15 protein-coding genes and 1 tRNA gene are annotated in these 17,235 nt (G+C 63.9%); 4 read left to right on the forward strand and 12 right to left on the reverse strand.

Annotation, left to right across the window (positions count from 1 at the left end; genetic code table 11):
• Window positions 1-92 precede the first annotated feature (92 nt).
• Window positions 93-1,136, reverse strand: a complete 1,044-nt coding sequence (locus ACUH78_RS17360; protein WP_134486402.1) for an IS110 family RNA-guided transposase — start codon at window positions 1,134-1,136, stop codon at window positions 93-95.
• Window positions 1,137-1,526: 390 nt separating this feature from the next.
• Here ACUH78_RS17360 and ACUH78_RS17365 point away from each other — a divergent pair, with 390 nt between their 5' ends.
• The gene (locus ACUH78_RS17365; protein WP_094267732.1) at window positions 1,527-1,877 is read left to right on the forward strand and encodes a hypothetical protein; all 351 of its coding nucleotides are present in this window, start codon (window positions 1,527-1,529) and stop codon (window positions 1,875-1,877) included.
• Window positions 1,878-1,892: 15 nt separating this feature from the next.
• On the forward strand, window positions 1,893-3,413 hold the full coding sequence (locus ACUH78_RS17370; protein ID WP_102053794.1) for a conjugal transfer protein TraG N-terminal domain-containing protein: 1,521 nt from the start codon (window positions 1,893-1,895) through the stop codon (window positions 3,411-3,413).
• 7 nt (window positions 3,414-3,420) lie between these two features.
• On the opposite strand, the gene ACUH78_RS17375 is transcribed toward ACUH78_RS17370, so the two are convergent.
• The 6 genes from ACUH78_RS17375 to pgsA all read right to left on the reverse strand — a co-directional run bounded on the left by ACUH78_RS17375 (window position 3,421) and on the right by pgsA (window position 7,013).
• Window positions 3,421-3,810, reverse strand: a complete 390-nt coding sequence (locus tag ACUH78_RS17375) for a DUF3742 family protein (RefSeq protein WP_094267730.1) — start codon at window positions 3,808-3,810, stop codon at window positions 3,421-3,423.
• A 216-nt stretch (window positions 3,811-4,026) separates the two neighbouring features.
• On the reverse strand, window positions 4,027-4,281 hold the full coding sequence (locus tag ACUH78_RS17380; protein ID WP_075117074.1) for a Txe/YoeB family addiction module toxin: 255 nt from the start codon (window positions 4,279-4,281) through the stop codon (window positions 4,027-4,029).
• The gene (gene yefM, locus ACUH78_RS17385; RefSeq protein ID WP_075117073.1) at window positions 4,278-4,529 is read right to left on the reverse strand and encodes a YoeB-YefM toxin-antitoxin system antitoxin YefM; all 252 of its coding nucleotides are present in this window, start codon (window positions 4,527-4,529) and stop codon (window positions 4,278-4,280) included. Before yefM ends, ACUH78_RS17380 begins: the two co-directional genes overlap by 4 nt.
• A gap of 97 nt (window positions 4,530-4,626) precedes the next feature.
• Entirely contained in the window at window positions 4,627-5,994 is a 1,368-nt protein-coding gene (locus ACUH78_RS17390) for a tyrosine-type recombinase/integrase (RefSeq protein WP_075117072.1), read from the reverse strand.
• 225 nt (window positions 5,995-6,219) lie between these two features.
• Window positions 6,220-6,295, reverse strand: a tRNA-Gly gene (locus ACUH78_RS17395).
• 148 nt (window positions 6,296-6,443) lie between these two features.
• Complete coding sequence (gene pgsA, locus ACUH78_RS17400; protein ID WP_418362578.1) at window positions 6,444-7,013, reverse strand: CDP-diacylglycerol--glycerol-3-phosphate 3-phosphatidyltransferase; 570 nt, start codon at window positions 7,011-7,013, stop codon at window positions 6,444-6,446.
• Window positions 7,014-7,227: 214 nt separating this feature from the next.
• Between pgsA and pgi the strand changes: the two genes are divergently transcribed.
• Both pgi and ACUH78_RS17410 read left to right on the forward strand, forming a co-directional pair.
• Complete coding sequence (gene pgi, locus ACUH78_RS17405; RefSeq protein ID WP_445334230.1) at window positions 7,228-8,883, forward strand: glucose-6-phosphate isomerase; 1,656 nt, start codon at window positions 7,228-7,230, stop codon at window positions 8,881-8,883.
• 127 nt (window positions 8,884-9,010) lie between these two features.
• Complete coding sequence (locus tag ACUH78_RS17410) at window positions 9,011-9,472, forward strand: PaaI family thioesterase (RefSeq protein ID WP_445334229.1); 462 nt, start codon at window positions 9,011-9,013, stop codon at window positions 9,470-9,472.
• 96 nt (window positions 9,473-9,568) lie between these two features.
• Here ACUH78_RS17410 and ACUH78_RS17415 read toward each other — a convergent pair whose 3' ends face one another.
• From ACUH78_RS17415 to ACUH78_RS17435, 5 genes are read right to left on the reverse strand one after another with little or no spacing between them, the layout of a single operon-like run.
• Window positions 9,569-10,357, reverse strand: coding sequence for a peptidylprolyl isomerase (locus tag ACUH78_RS17415; protein ID WP_445334228.1), 789 nt, complete (start codon window positions 10,355-10,357; stop codon window positions 9,569-9,571).
• A gap of 10 nt (window positions 10,358-10,367) precedes the next feature.
• Window positions 10,368-11,090, reverse strand: coding sequence for a respiratory nitrate reductase subunit gamma (gene narI / locus ACUH78_RS17420; RefSeq protein ID WP_445334227.1), 723 nt, complete (start codon window positions 11,088-11,090; stop codon window positions 10,368-10,370).
• Window positions 11,087-11,773: a nitrate reductase molybdenum cofactor assembly chaperone gene (narJ, locus tag ACUH78_RS17425; RefSeq protein ID WP_445334226.1), complete on the reverse strand. Its 687-nt coding sequence runs from the start codon at window positions 11,771-11,773 to the stop codon at window positions 11,087-11,089. The genes narI and narJ overlap by 4 nt, the downstream gene beginning before the upstream one ends.
• Complete coding sequence (gene narH, locus ACUH78_RS17430) at window positions 11,770-13,299, reverse strand: nitrate reductase subunit beta (protein WP_435750844.1); 1,530 nt, start codon at window positions 13,297-13,299, stop codon at window positions 11,770-11,772. The genes narJ and narH overlap by 4 nt, the downstream gene beginning before the upstream one ends.
• A gap of 28 nt (window positions 13,300-13,327) precedes the next feature.
• Complete coding sequence (locus ACUH78_RS17435; RefSeq protein WP_445334225.1) at window positions 13,328-17,107, reverse strand: nitrate reductase subunit alpha; 3,780 nt, start codon at window positions 17,105-17,107, stop codon at window positions 13,328-13,330.
• Window positions 17,108-17,235 lie beyond the last annotated feature (128 nt).

Here is a 17,235-nt window from a genome sequence, read left to right on the forward strand (position 1 = left end):
GGATTGTTCCGCGCGGACGCGGGCGGGAAAAGAACGCCACTCAGTGACCGGTTACCAGAAAACCATCTTGCCGTTCTGATTACCCCCCGCCGTCAGGCGGGCTTTGTGCTTTGCCAATTGCCATTGAAGCGCCGCTCATGGCACCACACGGCCCAGCAGATCCGCACCAGTTTGTTGGCCAGGGCTACCGCAGCCTTGTTGTGGCCGATGCGCGCCGCCGTTGCCACGGCCCAGCGTTGCAGCTGCGTCAGCTTTTCCGGGGTACGTGCCTGACAGCGTTGTGCAGCCAGCAAGGCTGCCCGTGAGCCATGGATTAGCAGGGTACGCACATAGACGTTGCCCTGTCGGCTGATGTGGCCGAGCTTGCGGCGCTCGCCACTGCTGAACTCGCGCGGGGTCATGCCCAGCCAGGCACTGAGCTGGCGACCACTGGCAAAGCGCTCGGGCCTGCCAACGGCAGCCGTTAGGGCGCTGGCGGTCAGCAGCCCAATGCCGCTGACCTCATCCAGCTTGCGTACGATGTCATCGTCGGCATGCCAGCGTTTGAGCTGCTGCTCGCACTCGGCCATGCACTGCTCATACAGGTTGATTTCGGCCAGGACGATATGCAGCAGACGGCTCAGGGGCGCGAGCTCGGGCTGGTCAACCAGCTCGCTGGCGGCGCGGATGAAGGCGGCGGTCGAGGCGGGGGCCTCGATACCGGCTTCACGCAATAGACCGCGCAGCAGGTTGATCCGCTGGGTGCGGCTTTTCTTCCAGGTTTCCCGCAGCCCGTGCAACTGTTGCAGCTGTTGCTGGCTGTGGCTTTTCACCGGCACGGGATGAATATCGGTGCAGCGTGCCGCTTCGAGCATGGCGTCGCAGTCATTGCGGTCGGTCTTGTTGCGGCGGCGATAGGGCCGCACGTAGCGCGGATGCAGCAGCCTCACCTGATGCCCCAGGGCTTGCGCTACACGTCCCCAATAGTGGGCCGTGCCACAGGCCTCCATCACCCACTCGACCGGCTCGGCCTGCTCCTGTATATATCGCCGGAACGCCTCTCGGTTCAGCCGCTTGCGCTGCACCACCTGGCCGGAACGGACACTCTCGGCAACTTGGTAAACTGATTTGGCCAGATCAACTGCAATGCGTTTCATACCGACTCTCCCAATTTCAGCCACCACGATGCTTGGTATAGAAGGGTGGTGCGGGGGGAGTCCATTACAGCATCCAATCAATGCTCCTTTACATGTTATACCGACCCGAAAGAAAAGCCGCCTGAAGAGCAACGCTGCCATTAAATGACAACTCACTCCGAAGACGGCTTGCTTATCGGGCCTGCTGCAATTCTCTGTATTTTTATACAGATTAAATCGCAAAGCGAGCATTACACCTTGAACTGCGCCACCATGCCATTGAGTTTCACCGCAAGGCATGACAGATCCTGGGCGGCAATGCGGTGAGGGTGAATGCCGCATTGTTTGTCGAAGAACACGGCGGTTTGTCATGAACTGCCCGGAGCGTTCCTTTGCTCCGGAGAAACTGTCATGCCCTCGCCGTTCTCACCCACCAAGCCTGATCGGCCATTGCGTCGCTTGCTCATCATCATGGCGCTGCTGGTCGCCAGCCTGTTCGTCCTGGCCTTCGTGGTCGCCTTTGCCGGCATCCATTTACTGGGCGGTATCGAGAACTGGCAACAGTGGCTCGACGATCACGCCGGGCACTTCTTTGTCTGGCGCCTGTGCCTGTACGCCGCCGTCCTTGCCGTCTGGCCCTGGGTACGTCGGCGCCGCCTGGCGCGCGATCCGCAATCACACCGGCAATTGCGCCGGGTCGAGGTGCTGGGCGTGCTCGCCATCGTCCTGTCCGAAGCCAGCAACTGGCTGCGACTGCACTAAGGCTGGTGACGAGCCATGACATTGCTGACAACCGATTATCTGGAGTATTACCTGACGCTCGTCGCCTGGATCGTGCACAACGGCATCTGGGCCATCGTGGTGACCAGCGGAGTGATCGCGCTGCCGTTCCTGGCCATCATCCTCGGCGAGTGGCTGAACGTGCGAACCGAGGGTGCCGACGAGGGCAACAAGGGCATCCTGTCGTCTCAACGCATCGAGAACCGTATCTGGGTCGCCATCGTCGTGGTGATGTTCGCCTGCGTGCCGACCATCGACGTAGATCTGGCGACTATCAAGTTCGATACCAGTCGTTCGGCCCAGTGCCAGGTGAACGTGCCGCTGCCCACCGATACCGGCTGGAGCCAGTCCTTCACGACCCTCAACAACCAGAGCGCGAAGGTTCCGGTGTGGTGGGTATTCATGCACGCATTGTCGCGGGCGGTGACCGGCGCCTCAGTGGCCGCAATTCCCTGTGGTACTGACCTGCGGCAAATGCGCATGGAGATCAACGCCACCCGCATCGCCGACCCGGTTCTCGCGCAGGAAGTGGCCGACTTCACCCACGACTGCTACGGCCCGGCACGCGCCAAACTGTTCATGAGCCGCCCCGATCTCGACGACAACCAGATGCACGACGTGACCTGGATTGGCTCGCGCTTCTTCACCGACACTGCAGGCTATTACGACACCTATCGCGCCCAGACCCCACGCGACGGCTGGACCTACGACAGTGACCGGGACGCTGGCCTGGCCCAGGTGCCAAGCGGTGCCGGCTACCCCACCTGCAGCCAGTGGTGGAACGATGCCGGCAACGGCCTGCGAGCCCGCCTGCTGCAGCAGGTTGAGCCCGGCCTGCTCAGCCGGATTGCGGGCTGGGCCGGTTTTCTGAGCCGCACCGAAGTAGATGACTCGGTGGTGCGTGCCATTGCCGCCCCGGGTCGACAGAAAATGAATCTGGGCAACGTCTACGCCGATTACGGCGGACAAATTGAGAAGACGCTGCCGAACATCGTCACCCGCGCCGCCGGCGATGTGGGGATGGCGGTGGGCAGCCTGGCCTATTTCCCGGCGATGGACGTGGTGCGCCAGGCGTTGCCGATGGTGATGTCGCTGCTCAAGATGGCGCTGATCATCAGCACGCCACTGCTGTTCACCCTGGCCACCTACGATATCCGCGCCTTCGTCACGATCAGTTGCGTCTACTTCGCGCTGTACTTCGTCGATTTCTGGTTCGAGCTGGCCCGCTGGGTCGACTCGACCATCCTCGATGCCCTGTATGGCTGGGGCATGGGATTCAACCGGCCGCACATGAACTTCAACATCATGATGGGGCTGGATAACACCTTCGGCGACATGCTGCTGAATTTCGTCATGGGCACCATGTTCATTGTGCTGCCGACGTTTTGGGTTGCCGCATTGGGCTGGGTGGGCGTACGCGCAGGTGGAGCCTTGAAAGGACTGAATGACGGAACCAGCGGTGCCGGGCAGGCCGGCGCGAAGGGGGCCTCAGCAATGTCTGGCGGTACGCTGAAATAGCCCGCATCTAGTCCTTGTCGTATCGGGGATCGTAGTAGCTGGGATCTGGCGGGTCGTTGTAGAGATTCGGGTCGTAGCCCGGATTCTTCATGTGCTCGTCAGGGTCTGGAATTACCCAGTCCTGATCATGATCGGCACCAGTGCTACGGCCTGCATGCGCCAACAACGCAGCGCCCAGGAACACCAGGGCCACCCAGAACGCAAGGTACAGCAGCACCAGCACGGCGACGATCCTGAATGCCCAGGGCAGGATACGAGCAAGCGTCCGCGGCACGCCATGCCCGGTCAGCCAGGCCACAAAACGGGCCTCCTGGCGCAGGAACGCCCGGTAGCCGCTCCCCAGCCACTGGCCCAGTTTCCAGGCAGTGCGCGGCCTCTGTGTGTCGTGCTGCGGCATGATGGATACCTCGCTGGCTCAGCAACCTTGCCCTGGGCCTTTGCTGCCTCTGCCTTCAAAGGGAAACGGCAAAGGGCCTCAAGGGGTTGCGACAAGGGAAGAGGCTCAAGGGTCAAAGGCCCTATCCGAAAAGGCCAAAAGGCACAAAAGCCTTCCTCCCGCATGGAGCCGGCACAACCGGTGCAGCTCCTTCACCGGGCCGGCTGTCTCCGGCCATCAATAGTGATAACGGCAGGCGGCAATCAGCAGCGCCTCGTCCGTCACCGAATACACAAACCGGTGCTCGGCGGTGATCCGCCTCGACCAGAAGCCCGCCAGGTTGTGGCGAAGCGGCTCCGGCTTGCCCTTGCCCTCGAAAGGGGTGCGGCGGGTCTCCTTGATCAGCTCGTTGAGCTTCTTGACCATACGCTTATCCGCCTCTTGCCAGTACAGATAATCGTCCCAGGCTTGCTCAGACCAGATCAGCTTCACTCGGCGATATCCCGCTCGACACCCTGGCCACGCTTGAGGCTGTCAATCGAATCCATCAGGCGGCGCGCGTTGGCCGGCGAGCGCAGCAGGTAAGCCGTTTCCTCCAGCGCGTTGTACTCCTCCAGCGACATCAGCACGCACGCCTCGCCGTTCTGGCGGGTAATGAGGGTAGGCACGCGATCCTCGACGGTCTGCACCATGGTGGCCGACAGGTTCTGCCGGGCTTCGGTATAGCTGATAGTGCGCATGGCAACCTCTCTTTCATATGTACAGCTCATTGTACATCAAGCGAAATCCGATTACCAGATTTCCATGCCACTGGCAAGCCACCCCGAAGCCCCTGCATCAGCCCACGATATGACGCTGCAGCACGCCGTCCACCGGCTGCGGCAAACGCCCCTGCGCCAGCAGACGCAGATAGCTTTCGATCCCCGCCATGCTGTGCGGCGCCGCCTGCGGGAGCACAGGCTGAGCGATCGGCTCGCCACGCTCGCAGGCATCGAGCCGGTCGGCCCAGTCCTGCATCATCATCCGGCGCTGCTCCACATAGTCCGCATGGTTGTAGGCCGCGCGGATCTTGTTGGGGTCGGCATGTGACAACTGCACCTCGATCCATTCCTTCGGGTAGCCCAGTTCATTGAGCGCCGTGGAGATCGTCGCACGGATACCATGCCCGGTCAGCAGGTCGGCATAACCCATGCGATGCAGTGCGCCATTGAGCGTGTTTTCACTGATGCGTTCCTTGAGGCGGCTGCGATGCGACAGCAGGTAGTGCTGCGCGGGGCGACGGGCGTGCTCGTCGAGCAGCACACGCACGATGTCGATGGCCTGCTGGGGCAGCGGCACGATGTAGGGCGGAATGGTTTTGCCTTCTCGGCGCAGCTTGACCTGTAACTGCTTGACGATAACGGGCGGGATGATCCACAGCCCACGCTCCAGGTCGAACTGCTCGGGCACCGCCTGGCGCAGCTCCCCAGTACGCACGCCGGTCAGCAGCAACAGGCGCAGGCCCATCCTGGTGACTTCCTGGCCGCCATAATTGCGCAAGGTCTGCAGGAAGGCCGGCAGCTCGTCCATGCGCAGAAACGGGTTGTGCGATACGGGCGGTTTGGGTGCGGCCACGATATCGAGGTCGCTGGCCGGGTTGTAGCGCAGACCCTTTTCGACCATCGCATAGCGGAACAACTGATTGAACCAGATGCGCACCTTCTCGGCGGTAGTGAACGCCTTGCGCCGCTCAATGCGACGCAGTACATCCAGCAGGTGCGGATTGTCGATATCGAAGATGGACAGCTTGCCCAGCCAGGGCAGCACGTCCTTGGCAAAAATGCGGTCGATCTGCGACAAGGTGCTCTGGCGGCCGGTTTTCAGGCTCAGCGCCTTGAAGTCGCGCCAGGCCTTGAAGACAGATGCAAAGGTGTTCAGGGGGGCGGCCAGCTCCGCCGCTTTGACCTGCAGACGGTGAACACGCGGATCAACGCCACGGGCAACCTGCGCTCGCAGGTCGTCGCGCTGCTCGCGCGCCTCCTTGAGGGACATTTCCGGGTAACTGCCAACGGCAACGCGCTGTTGCTTGCCCAGCCAAGTGAAGCGGAAGTGCCACTTCTTGGCCCCTCGGGCGGTGACGAACAGCACCAGGCCGTCCGTATCGTTGAGGGTGTAGTCTTTGCCGGTGGTCTTGGCCTGCCGGACGACGGCATCGGTTAACGCCATGGGTACGCCTCCTTCTCGGGTTGAGGAGAGGTGTACCGTGCTCAGGGGCAGTGACTCAGCAAACAATCCGCACCAGCAACCGCCCGGATTTCATGTACTGTTTCGTGTACTGATCGGGCGTGGTTGACAGTGGAATTGAGTAGCTTTCGCTAGACATTCCCCAGGGCTGAAACCCTGTTGAATCAAGAACCTATAGACTTTGGTGGACGTCTATAGATGAAGAATTGGAGCGGGAAACGAGTCTCGAACTCGCGACCTCAACCTTGGCAAGGTTGCGCTCTACCAACTGAGCTATTCCCGCCCGGGAAAGACCGCCATTATAGGCAGTTTTTTCAGGACGTCAACTTTTAGCGCCAACTTTTGACCCCGACTTCTTGAAGCTGCGCACGGAGCCGCCTGCCTCGAAACCACGGTGCACACCACAATCGTGGCCACCCGACCCCTGGATCTCACTCCTTCTCGCGCAGCAAGGGCATTGCCCGCTGCAGATAGTAGCCCATGGACCACAGCGTGAGCGCGGCGGCGACATAGATCAGCACATTTCCGATCGCGCGCACATCGACACCGAAGAGCGATGCATTGAACAGCAGCATCGGAATCGCCACCATCTGCGCCGCGGTCTTGAGCTTGCCGACGTAGGCAACCGCCACGCTTGCCGACTGCCCCACCCGGGCCATCCACTCACGCAAAGCCGAAATCGTGATCTCGCGCCCGATGATGACCACCGCGATCAGCGCGTCTGCCCGCCCGAGCTGCACGAGCAGGATCAACGCCGCGGCCACCATGAGCTTGTCTGCAACCGGATCGAGGAAGGCACCGAATGCAGAGGTCTGCCCCAGCGCACGCGCGAGGTAGCCGTCGAACCAGTCCGTGATCGCAGCGACGACGAAGAGAATGGTTGCGATCAGATTCTTGCTCGCGACCGGCATCAGCGCGTCCGGCAGGTAAAACAGGCCGACGAAGATGGGGATCAGAACGATGCGCGCCCAGGTCAGCGCATTGGGGATGTTTTGCGGCATGCCTGCGTGCATCTCGCATGATTGCTCGAAGCGCGAGTATAGCGCAGGCCTTGGGGCGGCATGCGCGCCGTTTCGGCCGCTGTACCGAGCTGTGACGGCGGTGCAGGCGGTGCACACAACACCCGGCGGGGCCGGTAAGATCGCCGCTTTCGCCCCATCGGCATTCTCCATCCGCGGCCTGCCCGCTCTCCGCTCCCTCGCACCCCGTCCCCTCATGCACGCCCCGCAGCACAACCGGATCTGGCAGGCCCTGCGCGACTGCCGGCGCGAGCTCGCCACACACACCCTGCGCGACCTGTTCGAGCAAGCGCCTGATCGCGGTCGGTGCATGCGGGTATCGGCCTGCGGCCTCACCCTGGACTTCTCCAAGAACCTGCTGCGTGACAAGGAGCTGGCGCTGCTCGGGGCGCTTGCCGAGGCTTCCGGGCTGGGCGAGCGCATCGAGGCCATGTTCTCGGGGCAGCACATCAACGGAACGGAAGACCGCGCCGTCCTGCATGTCGCCTTGCGCAGCGAACCCCACGCCCGCTGGATGGCGGACGGCACAGATGTCGCCGCCGAGGTTTCCGGCGTGCGTGCACGCATGGATGACTTCGCGCGCCGCGTGCGCGGGGAGCACTGGCGCGGATATGACGGCCGTCCCATTACCGACGTGGTGAACATCGGAATCGGCGGCTCGGACCTCGGCCCCGCGATGGTGTGCGAGGCGCTGCGCGAGCGCGGGAGAGCAGGGCCGCGCGTGCATTTCGTCTCCAACGTCGACGGCGTCCAGCTCGGCGATGTGCTCGCAGGCTGCGCGCCTGCGACGACGCTGTTCGTGGTCGTGTCCAAAACCTTCACGACCCAGGAGACGCTCGCCAACGCCCGCGCGGCACGTGCATGGCTGCTTGGGCAGGCGGGCGCCGCGGACGCCGTTGCGCACCATTTCGTGGCCGTGTCGACCAACGCGCAGGCTGTGCAGGCCTTCGGCATCGACCCGGCAAACATGTTCGGCTTCTGGGAATGGGTGGGCGGACGCTTCTCATTGTGGAGTGCCGTCGGGCTGTCCATCCTGCTCGCCCTCGGCCCGGCGCGCTTCGATGCCCTGCTCGCCGGCGCACGGGCGATGGACGAGCACTTCCGCAGCACGCCGTTCACCCGCAACCTGCCCGTGCTGATGGCCCTGACGGGCATCTGGAACGCCAGTTTCCTCGAGGTGCCCAGCCAGTTGATCGCACCCTATCACCAGCGCCTCCACCGGCTGCCCGCATGGCTTCAGCAGCTCGAGATGGAATCGAACGGGAAGTCGATCCGAGAGAACGGTACTGCGGTGGATTACCCCACGAGTCCGGTCGTGTGGGGCGAGCAGGGCATCAACGGCCAGCATGCCTATTTCCAGCTGCTGCACCAGGGCACGCAGACGGTCGCGGTCGATTTCATCGGCGTCCTTGAGCCCGGCGATGAGGATCCGGCCCTGCATCGGATCGCCTTCGCGAACATGGTCGCGCAGTCCGAAGCCCTGATGCGCGGCCGCACCTGCGCCGAGGCTCGCTCGGAGATGCAAGCTGCCGGCCTTTCCGCCGCGCGGATCGACGCGCTGGTTCCACACCGCAGCTTTCCTGGCAACCGCCCGAGCAACACCTTGCTGCTCGACCGGCTGGACGCCCGCACGCTGGGTGCCCTGCTCGCCGCCTACGAGCACCGCTGCTTCGTTCAGGGCGTGATCTGGGGCATCAACAGTTTCGACCAATGGGGCGTCGAGTTGGGCAAGCAACTGGCTGCCCGCGTACTCGCCGAGCTCGACCCCGCCACGGCGCCGCCGCGAACGGACCAGCACGACAGCAGCACGCTTGCCCTGATCGAGCTGTACCGGAGCCGCCCTTCCCGATAGACGGTCCTTTCGCACCAAACACCAAGCTGGCGCAATTTGCACGATCGATGTCGGAACGCGCAATGGGAATGCCTCTGCAGCCGGCCTAAGATGCACGCACGATTCTGACCCTTGAAGGAGCAAGCCCGTGCACGCATTCCAGGACTACTACCCCGAGAACGTCGCCCACTGTTATGGCTGCGGCCGCCTCAATGAACACGGCCACCAGATCAAGACGTTCTGGGAAGGCGACGAAACCGTCACCCGCTTCCACCCGAGGCCCGAGCACACTGCAATTCCCGGCTTCGTCTACGGCGGCCTGATTGCCTCGCTGATCGACTGTCACAGCACCGGCACTGCCGCCGCCGCTGCCTACCGCGCCGAGAACCGCGAGATGGACAGCGAACCGCCCTTCCGCTTCGTGACCGGCTCACTGCATGTGGACTTCCTCAAGCCGACGCCGCTAGGGCCGGAACTGGTGCTGCGCGGCCGCGTCAAGGAGATCAAGGGCCGCAAGGTGGTCGTCGAAGCCGAAGTGTGGGCGGGCGACGTGATGACGGCGCGCGGCGAGGTCGTCGCGGTGCAGATGCCCGATACCTTCAAGGCCTGAGGACACGGCCAAGGCAAAAGGGGCATGGCGCGCAACAGCCGCGTCATGCCCCTTTTCGATTGCGCCCGCCGTGGGCGCGTCCGCGCGGTGGCGTGATCACTGCACGAGCGGCGTCTCCGCGGCTTCCAGATCCACCCCGACGACCTCGGCCTGGCCGGCCAGCAGGCGCAGGTACTGGCGCAAGGCGGTCACATAGCTGGTCTGGTGCATGGACTGCAGCACCGCGCCCCTGACCGCCTCGAAGCTCGGCACCACGCCGGGCGTGCGCTCGAGCACCTCGACCACGTGAAGCCCGAAGCGGCTGTGCACCAGGCGCGGCAGCACGCCCACCTCGGCGTGACCGAAGACCTCGCGCGCGAACTCGGGCGCGCAGTCGGTCTCGGTCAGCACGCCCAGATCCCCGCCCTGCGCACCGCTGGGGCAATTGGAGAACTCGCGCGCGCGCGCGGCAAAACCGCCCTCTTCCTTGTCGTCATGGCAACGCACGTCGAGCAGGACGTGCTCGGCCCGCTCGCGCAGGGCGGCGACATCGACACCCGGCGTGACCGCGAACAGGATGTGGCGCAGGTGCGCCTTCTCCCCGCTCGCGAAACGCGCCTTGTGTGCCTCGAAATGACGCCGCAACGCCTCGTCCGCGGGCTCCGGGAGCTTGACCTCACGCTCCAGCAAGTCCTCGATCGCCTTCGCTGCCGCCTCGCTGATCACGCCATCGCTGCTGGGCGCATCCTCTGCGCCCAGCAAGCCCTCGCGCTGCGCCGCCTGGCGCAGCAACTCGGTGCAGGCGCGCTGGCGCAGCGCTTCGGCGGGCAGTTGCTCGCCCTCGGCATGCAGTGCGACCCCATTCACGCGGGCCATCGGCATCGCAATCACGCTTCGCTCATCCATCACCATGCCCTCACGGACGACCGGCTTCGTTGTTGCTGGCCGGCAGGTTCAGCCTGCGGCTACGCACGAGCTGGAACGGACGCGCCGCGTAGGCGAGCGCAGCGAAACCGCTCCAGATGTGCACGAGGCGAGTGAAGGGGAACACGAGGAAGATCGTCATGCCCAGGAACAGGTGCATCTTGAAGATGATTCCCACGCCTTCGAGCATCTCGACCGCGCCGCCACGGAAGGTGACGATGCGCTGACCCCACTCGGCGAGCTTCATCATCATGCTGCCGTCGAGGTGCTGCGCCGACAGCGGGACGGTGAGCAGGCCGAGCGCGAACTGCGCCCACAGCATGAACAGGATGACGATGTCGCTGGTCTTCGAGTTCTTGCGGATGCGCGGCTCGGTCATGCGACGACGCAGCAGGATGGTCAGGCCGACGATACCGGCGAGGCCAGCGATGCCGCCGCTCACCATCGCGAGGACCTGCTTGGCCCCGGCGCTGATGAAGGGCTCATATACCGCATGCGGCGTGAGGATGCCGATGAAGTGCCCGAAGAACAGGAACAGGATGCCGGCGTGGAACAGGTTGCTGCCGAGCCTCAGCTGCCCCGGTTGCAGGAGCTGCGACGAATCGCTTTTCCAGGTGTACTGGTCACGATCGAAGCGGATCAGGCTGCCGAGGAAGAATACCGCGAGGCAGATGTAGGGATAGATCCCGAAGAGGAAGTTGTCGAGGGCGTTCATTTTGCGGCTCCGGATGTCAGGGACGCGCTGTGGCGCACGAAATGAATGGGCTGGGGCTGGTCCGGCTTGGACTGACCGTCGATGGAACAACCACCGAAGGGGTCGGGCTCGACCCAGGCCTCGTCGAGCGTGGGCTCCTGCGGCAGCACGAGCGGCGTCGCCTTTTCACCGGCAAGATCGAGCAAGGCCCCCATCGCCGCCGCGTAGTGGCTGCGCCGTTTTTCCAGCGCAGCGAACAGTGCGTTGATGATGTGGGCGATCTCGCCGAGGAAGGCGCGCGCCTGCTCGGGCGGCTGCGTCGATGCGAATTCCAGCACCGCCGGCAGGTAGTCGGGCAGTTCGCGGTCGGCAAAGTACAGCCCGCCTTGCGCGTAGGTCTGCTGGAGATCGACCATCGCCTGGCCGCGCTCGCGCGAGTCACCGTGTACATGCTCGAACAGATGCAGCGAGGTGGCGCGGCCGCGGTCGAACAGGTCGACATAGCTGGCCTCCACGTCAAGCTGATCCTTGCGCCGGATCTCGTCCATGAGTCGGCCGAGCTCGGCGCGACGCCCTGCGCTCAAGGCACCCTCCTCGTCGAGGGCGGCGCTGAGCTCGGAGAGGTTGCTCCGCAGGTCGTCGGTCGGATAGTCGAGCAGCCGGGCGAGCACACGCAGCGATAGGCTTGCGTTTCGCGTGCTCATGCGCGTTCCCCCAGCTTGATCGGGATGGTGCGCTTCTTGGGCGCGCCGAAGAGGCTCGTCTCGCCCATGCCGTCCGAGCACCCGTTGCCGAAACTGAAGCCACAACTGCCGCGCACGTCGAAGGCGTTCTCGGCGTACTCGCGGTGGGTGGTCGGGATCACGAAGCGATCCTCGTAGTTGGCGATGCCCATTACGCGGTACATCTCCTCGGCAGCGGCTACGCTCATGCCCACCTGCTCCAGCGCGCTCGCGTCCTTGCGGCGCTCGACGTGCTTGGCACGCTGGTAGGTGCGCATCGCGAGCATGCGCTCGAGTGCGGTCACGACCGGTTCGGTGTCACCCGCGGTCAGCAGGTTCGCAAGGTACTTGACCGGGATACGCAGTTGCTTGACGTCGGGTAGCTCGCCCTTGCTCTCGATCTGGCCGGCGTTGGCGGCGGTGGTGATCGGCGACAGCGGCGGTACGTACCAGACCATCGGCAGCGTGCGGTATTCCGGGTGCAGCGGCAGCGCGACCTTCCACTCGACCGCCATCTTGTACACCGGGCTCTTGCGCGCGGCTTCGAGCCAGGCGTCGGGCACGCCGTCGGCGCGCGCCTGCGCGATGACCTTCGGATCGTTCGGATCGAGGAAGATGTCGAGCTGTGCCTTGTACAGGTCACGGTCGTGCTGCACGCTGGCGGCGGCCTCGATGCGGTCGGCGTCGTAGAGCAGCACGCCGAGGTAGCGGATACGGCCCACACAGGTCTCGGAACACACCGTCGGCTGGCCCGCCTCGATGCGCGGGTAGCAGAAGATGCACTTCTCGGCCTTGCCGCTCTTCCAGTTGTAATAGATCTTCTTGTACGGGCAGGCCGACACGCACATGCGCCAGCCGCGGCACTTGTCCTGGTCGATCAGCACGATGCCGTCTTCCTCACGCTTGTAGATCGAGCCGGAGGGGCAGCTCGCCACGCAGGCGGGATTCAGGCAGTGCTCGCACAGGCGCGGCAGGTACATCATGAAGGTGTTCTCGAACTGACCGTACATGTCCTTCTGGATCTGGTCGAAGTTCTTGTCCTTCGAGCGCTTGGCGAACTCGCCACCGAGAATCTCTTCCCAGTTCGGGCCCCACTCGATCTTCTCCATGCGGTCGCCGGTGATCAGGCTACGCGGCCGTGCAACCGGCGCGGCGGGCAGCTCCGGCGCGGTGTGCAGGTGCTGGTAGTCGAAGGTGAAGGGCTCGTAGTAGTCATCGATGGTCGGCAGGCCCGGGTTGGCGAAGATCCGCATCAGGATCTTCCACTTGCCGCCCTGGCGCGGCTCGATCTTCCCGTCCGAGCGACGCACCCAGCCGCCATCCCACTTGTCCTGGTTCTCCCACTCCTTGGGATAACCGATGCCGGGCTTGCTCTCGACGTTGTTGAACCAGGCGTACTCCATACCCTGACGGTTGGTCCAGACCTGCTTGCAGGTCACGGAGCAGGTATGGCAGCCGATGCACTTGTCGAGGTTGAGCACCATGCCGATTTGTGCGCGTACTTTCATCGTTTCTCTCCAATCAGTCGGATTCGGCTCAACGCGACGTCGTGGCGGCGGCCTCGCCGTCCATCCAGTCAACCTTGCTCATCTTGCGGACCACGCAGAACTCGTCACGGTTGGCACCCACGGTTCCGTAGTAGTTGAAGCCGTAGGCCTGCTGGACATAGCCGCCGATCATGTGGGTCGGCTTGGTGACGATGCGGGTCACCGCGTTATGTATGCCGCCACGTGCATGCGTGACCTCGGAGGCCGGCGTATTCACGATGCGTTCCTGCGCGTGGTACATCAGCGCCATGCCCGGGTTCACCCGCTGGCTCACCACCGCACGCGCAGCGATCGCGCCGTTGGCGTTGAAGACCTCGATCCAGTCGTTGTCCTCGATGCCGGCAACCCTGGCGTCGTCCTCGGAGATCCACACGCAGGGACCGCCCCGGCTCAGCGTGAGCAGGATCAGGTTCTCGGTGTAGGTGCTGTGGAAGCCCCACTTCTGGTGCGGAGTGATCCAGTTGAGCACGATCTCCTTGTTGCCGTTGCTGTACTTGCCGAGCACCGGCTTGACCGCCTTGAGGTTGACCGGCGGGCGATAGCTCGCAAAGCCTTCGCCGAAGGCCAGCATCCACTGGTGATCCTGGTAGAACTGCTGGCGACCGGTCAGCGTGCGCCATGGGATCAGCTCGTGCACGTTGGTATATCCGGCGTTGTAGCAGACCTCATCCGCCTCGATGCCCGACCAGGTGGGCGAGGTGATGATCTTGCGCGGCTGGGCCTGCACATCGCGGAAGCGGATCTTCTCGTGCTCTTTCGGGATTGCCAGGTGCGTGTGGTCGCGACCGGTGATTTTCGACAGCGCTTTCCACGCCTTGACCGCCACGTGACCATTGGTCTCGGGCGCGAGCATCAGGATGGTCTCGCACGCATCGATGTCGCTCATGATGCGCGGACGCTCCGCCATCGGTTCGCCCTCGGGCACGGTGCCGTTGAGCGCAGCGAGCAGCTTGACCTCGTCCTCGGTGTTCCAGGCGATGCCCTTGCCACCGTTGCCCACCTTGTCCATCAATGGACCGAGGGAGGTGAAGCGGTTGTAGGTGTTCGGGTAGTCGTGCGCCACCACGCTGACGCGCGGTGCGGTCTTGCCCGGAATCACGTCGATCTCGCCACGCTTCCAGTCACGCACATCGGTCGCCTGCCCAAGCTCCTCCGGGCTGTCATGCATCATCGGCGTGAGGATCACGTCCTCCTCAACCCCCAGATGTCCGACGCATACCTCGGAGAACTTCTTCGCGAAGCCCTTGAAGATTTCCCAGTCGGTCCGCGCTTCCCAGGCCGGATCCACGGCCGCCGAGAGCGGGTGGATGAATGGGTGCATGTCGGTGGTGTTGAGGTCGTTCTTCTCGTACCAGGTTGCCGCCGGCAGCACGATGTCCGAGTACAGGCAGGTCGTGCTCATGCGGAAGTCGAGTGTCACCAGCAGGTCGAGCTTGCCCTCGGGCGCCTTGTTGTGCCAAACGACCTCGTGCGGACGTGCGTCGTTGGGACCGAGTTCGGTCTCGATCACGCCGTTCTGCGCGCCCAGCAGGTGCTTGAGGAAGTACTCCGAACCCTTGCCCGAAGAGCCGAGCAGGTTGGAGCGCCACACGAACATGTTGCGCGGCCAGTTGTCCGGATGGTCCGGATCCTCGCAGCTCATCTGCAGCGTGCCATCCTTGAGGCCCTTGGCGACGTAGTCCTTGGCTTCCATGCCGGCGGCCTTGGCGTCGCGGGCGATCTGCAGCGGGTTCGTGCGGAGCTGCGGGGCGCTCGGTAGCCAGCCCATGCGTTCGGCGCGCACGTTGTAGTCGATCATGCTGCCACCGAACGCCGCCTTGTCGGCGAGCGGCGAGAGGATCTCGTCCACCCCGAGCTTCTCGTAGCGCCACTGGTCGGTCTGGGCGTAGAAGAAGCTGGTCGAGTTCATCTGGCGCGGCGGACGGCCCCAGTCCAGCGCGAAGGCGAGCGCGGTCCAGCCCGTCTGCGGACGCAGCTTCTCCTGACCCACATAGTGTGCCCAGCCGCCACCAGGCACGCCGATGCAGCCGCACATCATGAGCATGTTCATGATGGCGCGGTAATGCATGTCCATGTGGTACCAGTGGTTCAGGCCAGCGCCGAGGATGACCATCGAGGTGCCATGTGTGCGATCGGCGTTGAGCGCGAACTCGCGGGCGATGCGAACCACGGTCTCGGCTGGCACACCGGTGATCGGCTGCTGCCAGGCAGGCGTGTAAGGCACGTTGTCGTCGTAGCTCTTCGCGCAGGGGTTGGGCTCCTCGCCCAGGCCGCGATCGATGCCGTAGTGCGCAGCCATCAGGTCGTATACCGAGGCGACCTTCACCTCCTCCGCCTCGCCCTTCTCGTTCACCAGGCGCATGGTGCGATACGGCACCTTGCGCACCAGGACGTCGTCCTGCACGTTGCCCGGATGGTAATCGGCCGGCACGCCGCCGAAGTACGGGAAGCCGACATCGGCCACGCCGTCCTGCATGTCCATGAGGGTGAGCGCGAGCTTGAACTCGCTGCCGTCACGCGCGTCGCGCTGCTCGAGGTTCCATTTGCCGACCATGTCGCCCTGCTCGCCCCAGCGGAAACCGCCCGAGCCATTCGGCACGGCGATCTTGCCGTCCTCCTCCAGGGCGACCATCTTCCACTCGGCGTTGTTGTCCTGGCCGAGGCGGTCCTCGAAGTCGCTGGTACGCAGGTAGCGGCCAGCGGCCAGCACCTTGCGTCCGCCTTCGATCTCGCGCTCGTCGAGACGGACCAGCATGGGCAGGTCGGTGTACTTGCGGCAGTAGTCGTCGAAGTATTCCGACCGGCTCTCGCCGAAGTGGAACTCACGCAGGATCACGTGACCCATCGCCATCGCGAGCGCCGAATCGGTGCCCTGCTTCGGGTGCATCCACTCGTCGCACAGCTTGGCCACTTCGGAATAGTCGGGCGTGACCGCCACCGTCTTGGTGCCGCGGTAGCGCGCCTCGGTGAAGAAGTGGGCGTCCGGAGTACGCGTCTGCGGGATGTTCGAACCCCAGGCCATGATGTAGTTCGAGTTGAACCATTCGGCCGATTCGCACACGTCGGTCTGCTCGCCCCACACCTGCGGCGAGGCCGGCGGCAGGTCACAGTACCAGTCGTAGAAGCTGCCGGGCACGCCACCGATCAGATTGAGGTAACGCGAGCCCGCGGCATACGACACCATCGACATCGCCGGGATCGGCGAGAAACCGTAGATACGGTCGGGGCCATGCTTCTTGATGGTGTAGACGTTGGCCGCAGCGATGATCTCGTTCACCTCGTCCCAGGTGGAACGCACCAGACCACCCATGCCGCGCACCTTCTGGTAGTCGCGGCGCTTGGCTTCGTCGGTGACGATGCTCTCCCAGGCTTCGACCGGGTCCATCGTGCGGCGCGCATCGCGCCACATCTGCACCAGGCGGTTGCGCACCATCGGGTACTTCACCCGGTTGGCCGAATACAGGTACCAACTCGCCGACGCGCCACGCTGGCAACCCCGCGGCTCGTGGTTGGGCATGTCCGGGCGCGTACGCGGATAGTCGGTCTGCTGGGTTTCCCAAGTGACGATCCCGCCCTTGACGTAGATCTTCCACGAACAGGAGCCCGTGCAGTTTGCGCCGTGCGTGCTGCGCACGATCTTGTCGTGCGCCCAGCGGTTGCGGTAGGCATCTTCCCAAGTGCGGTCCTCGCCGGTGACGAGGCCATGGTCGCCCGAGAAGGCTTCCTTGGGGTTCGTGAAGTACTTCAGTCGATCGAGGAAGTGACTCATCTTGCCGCTCCTTTCCTGGTGCAGAAAATCGGTTGCTGTACGAAGTCTAAACTACGGATTTGTTCCTTAAGGATTCTTGATATACGCGTCCTTGCGCAGGTAGAACCACCAGTTGATGACCACGCAGA

The sequence above is a fragment of the Thauera sp. ZXT1-4 genome, assembly GCF_052598215.2.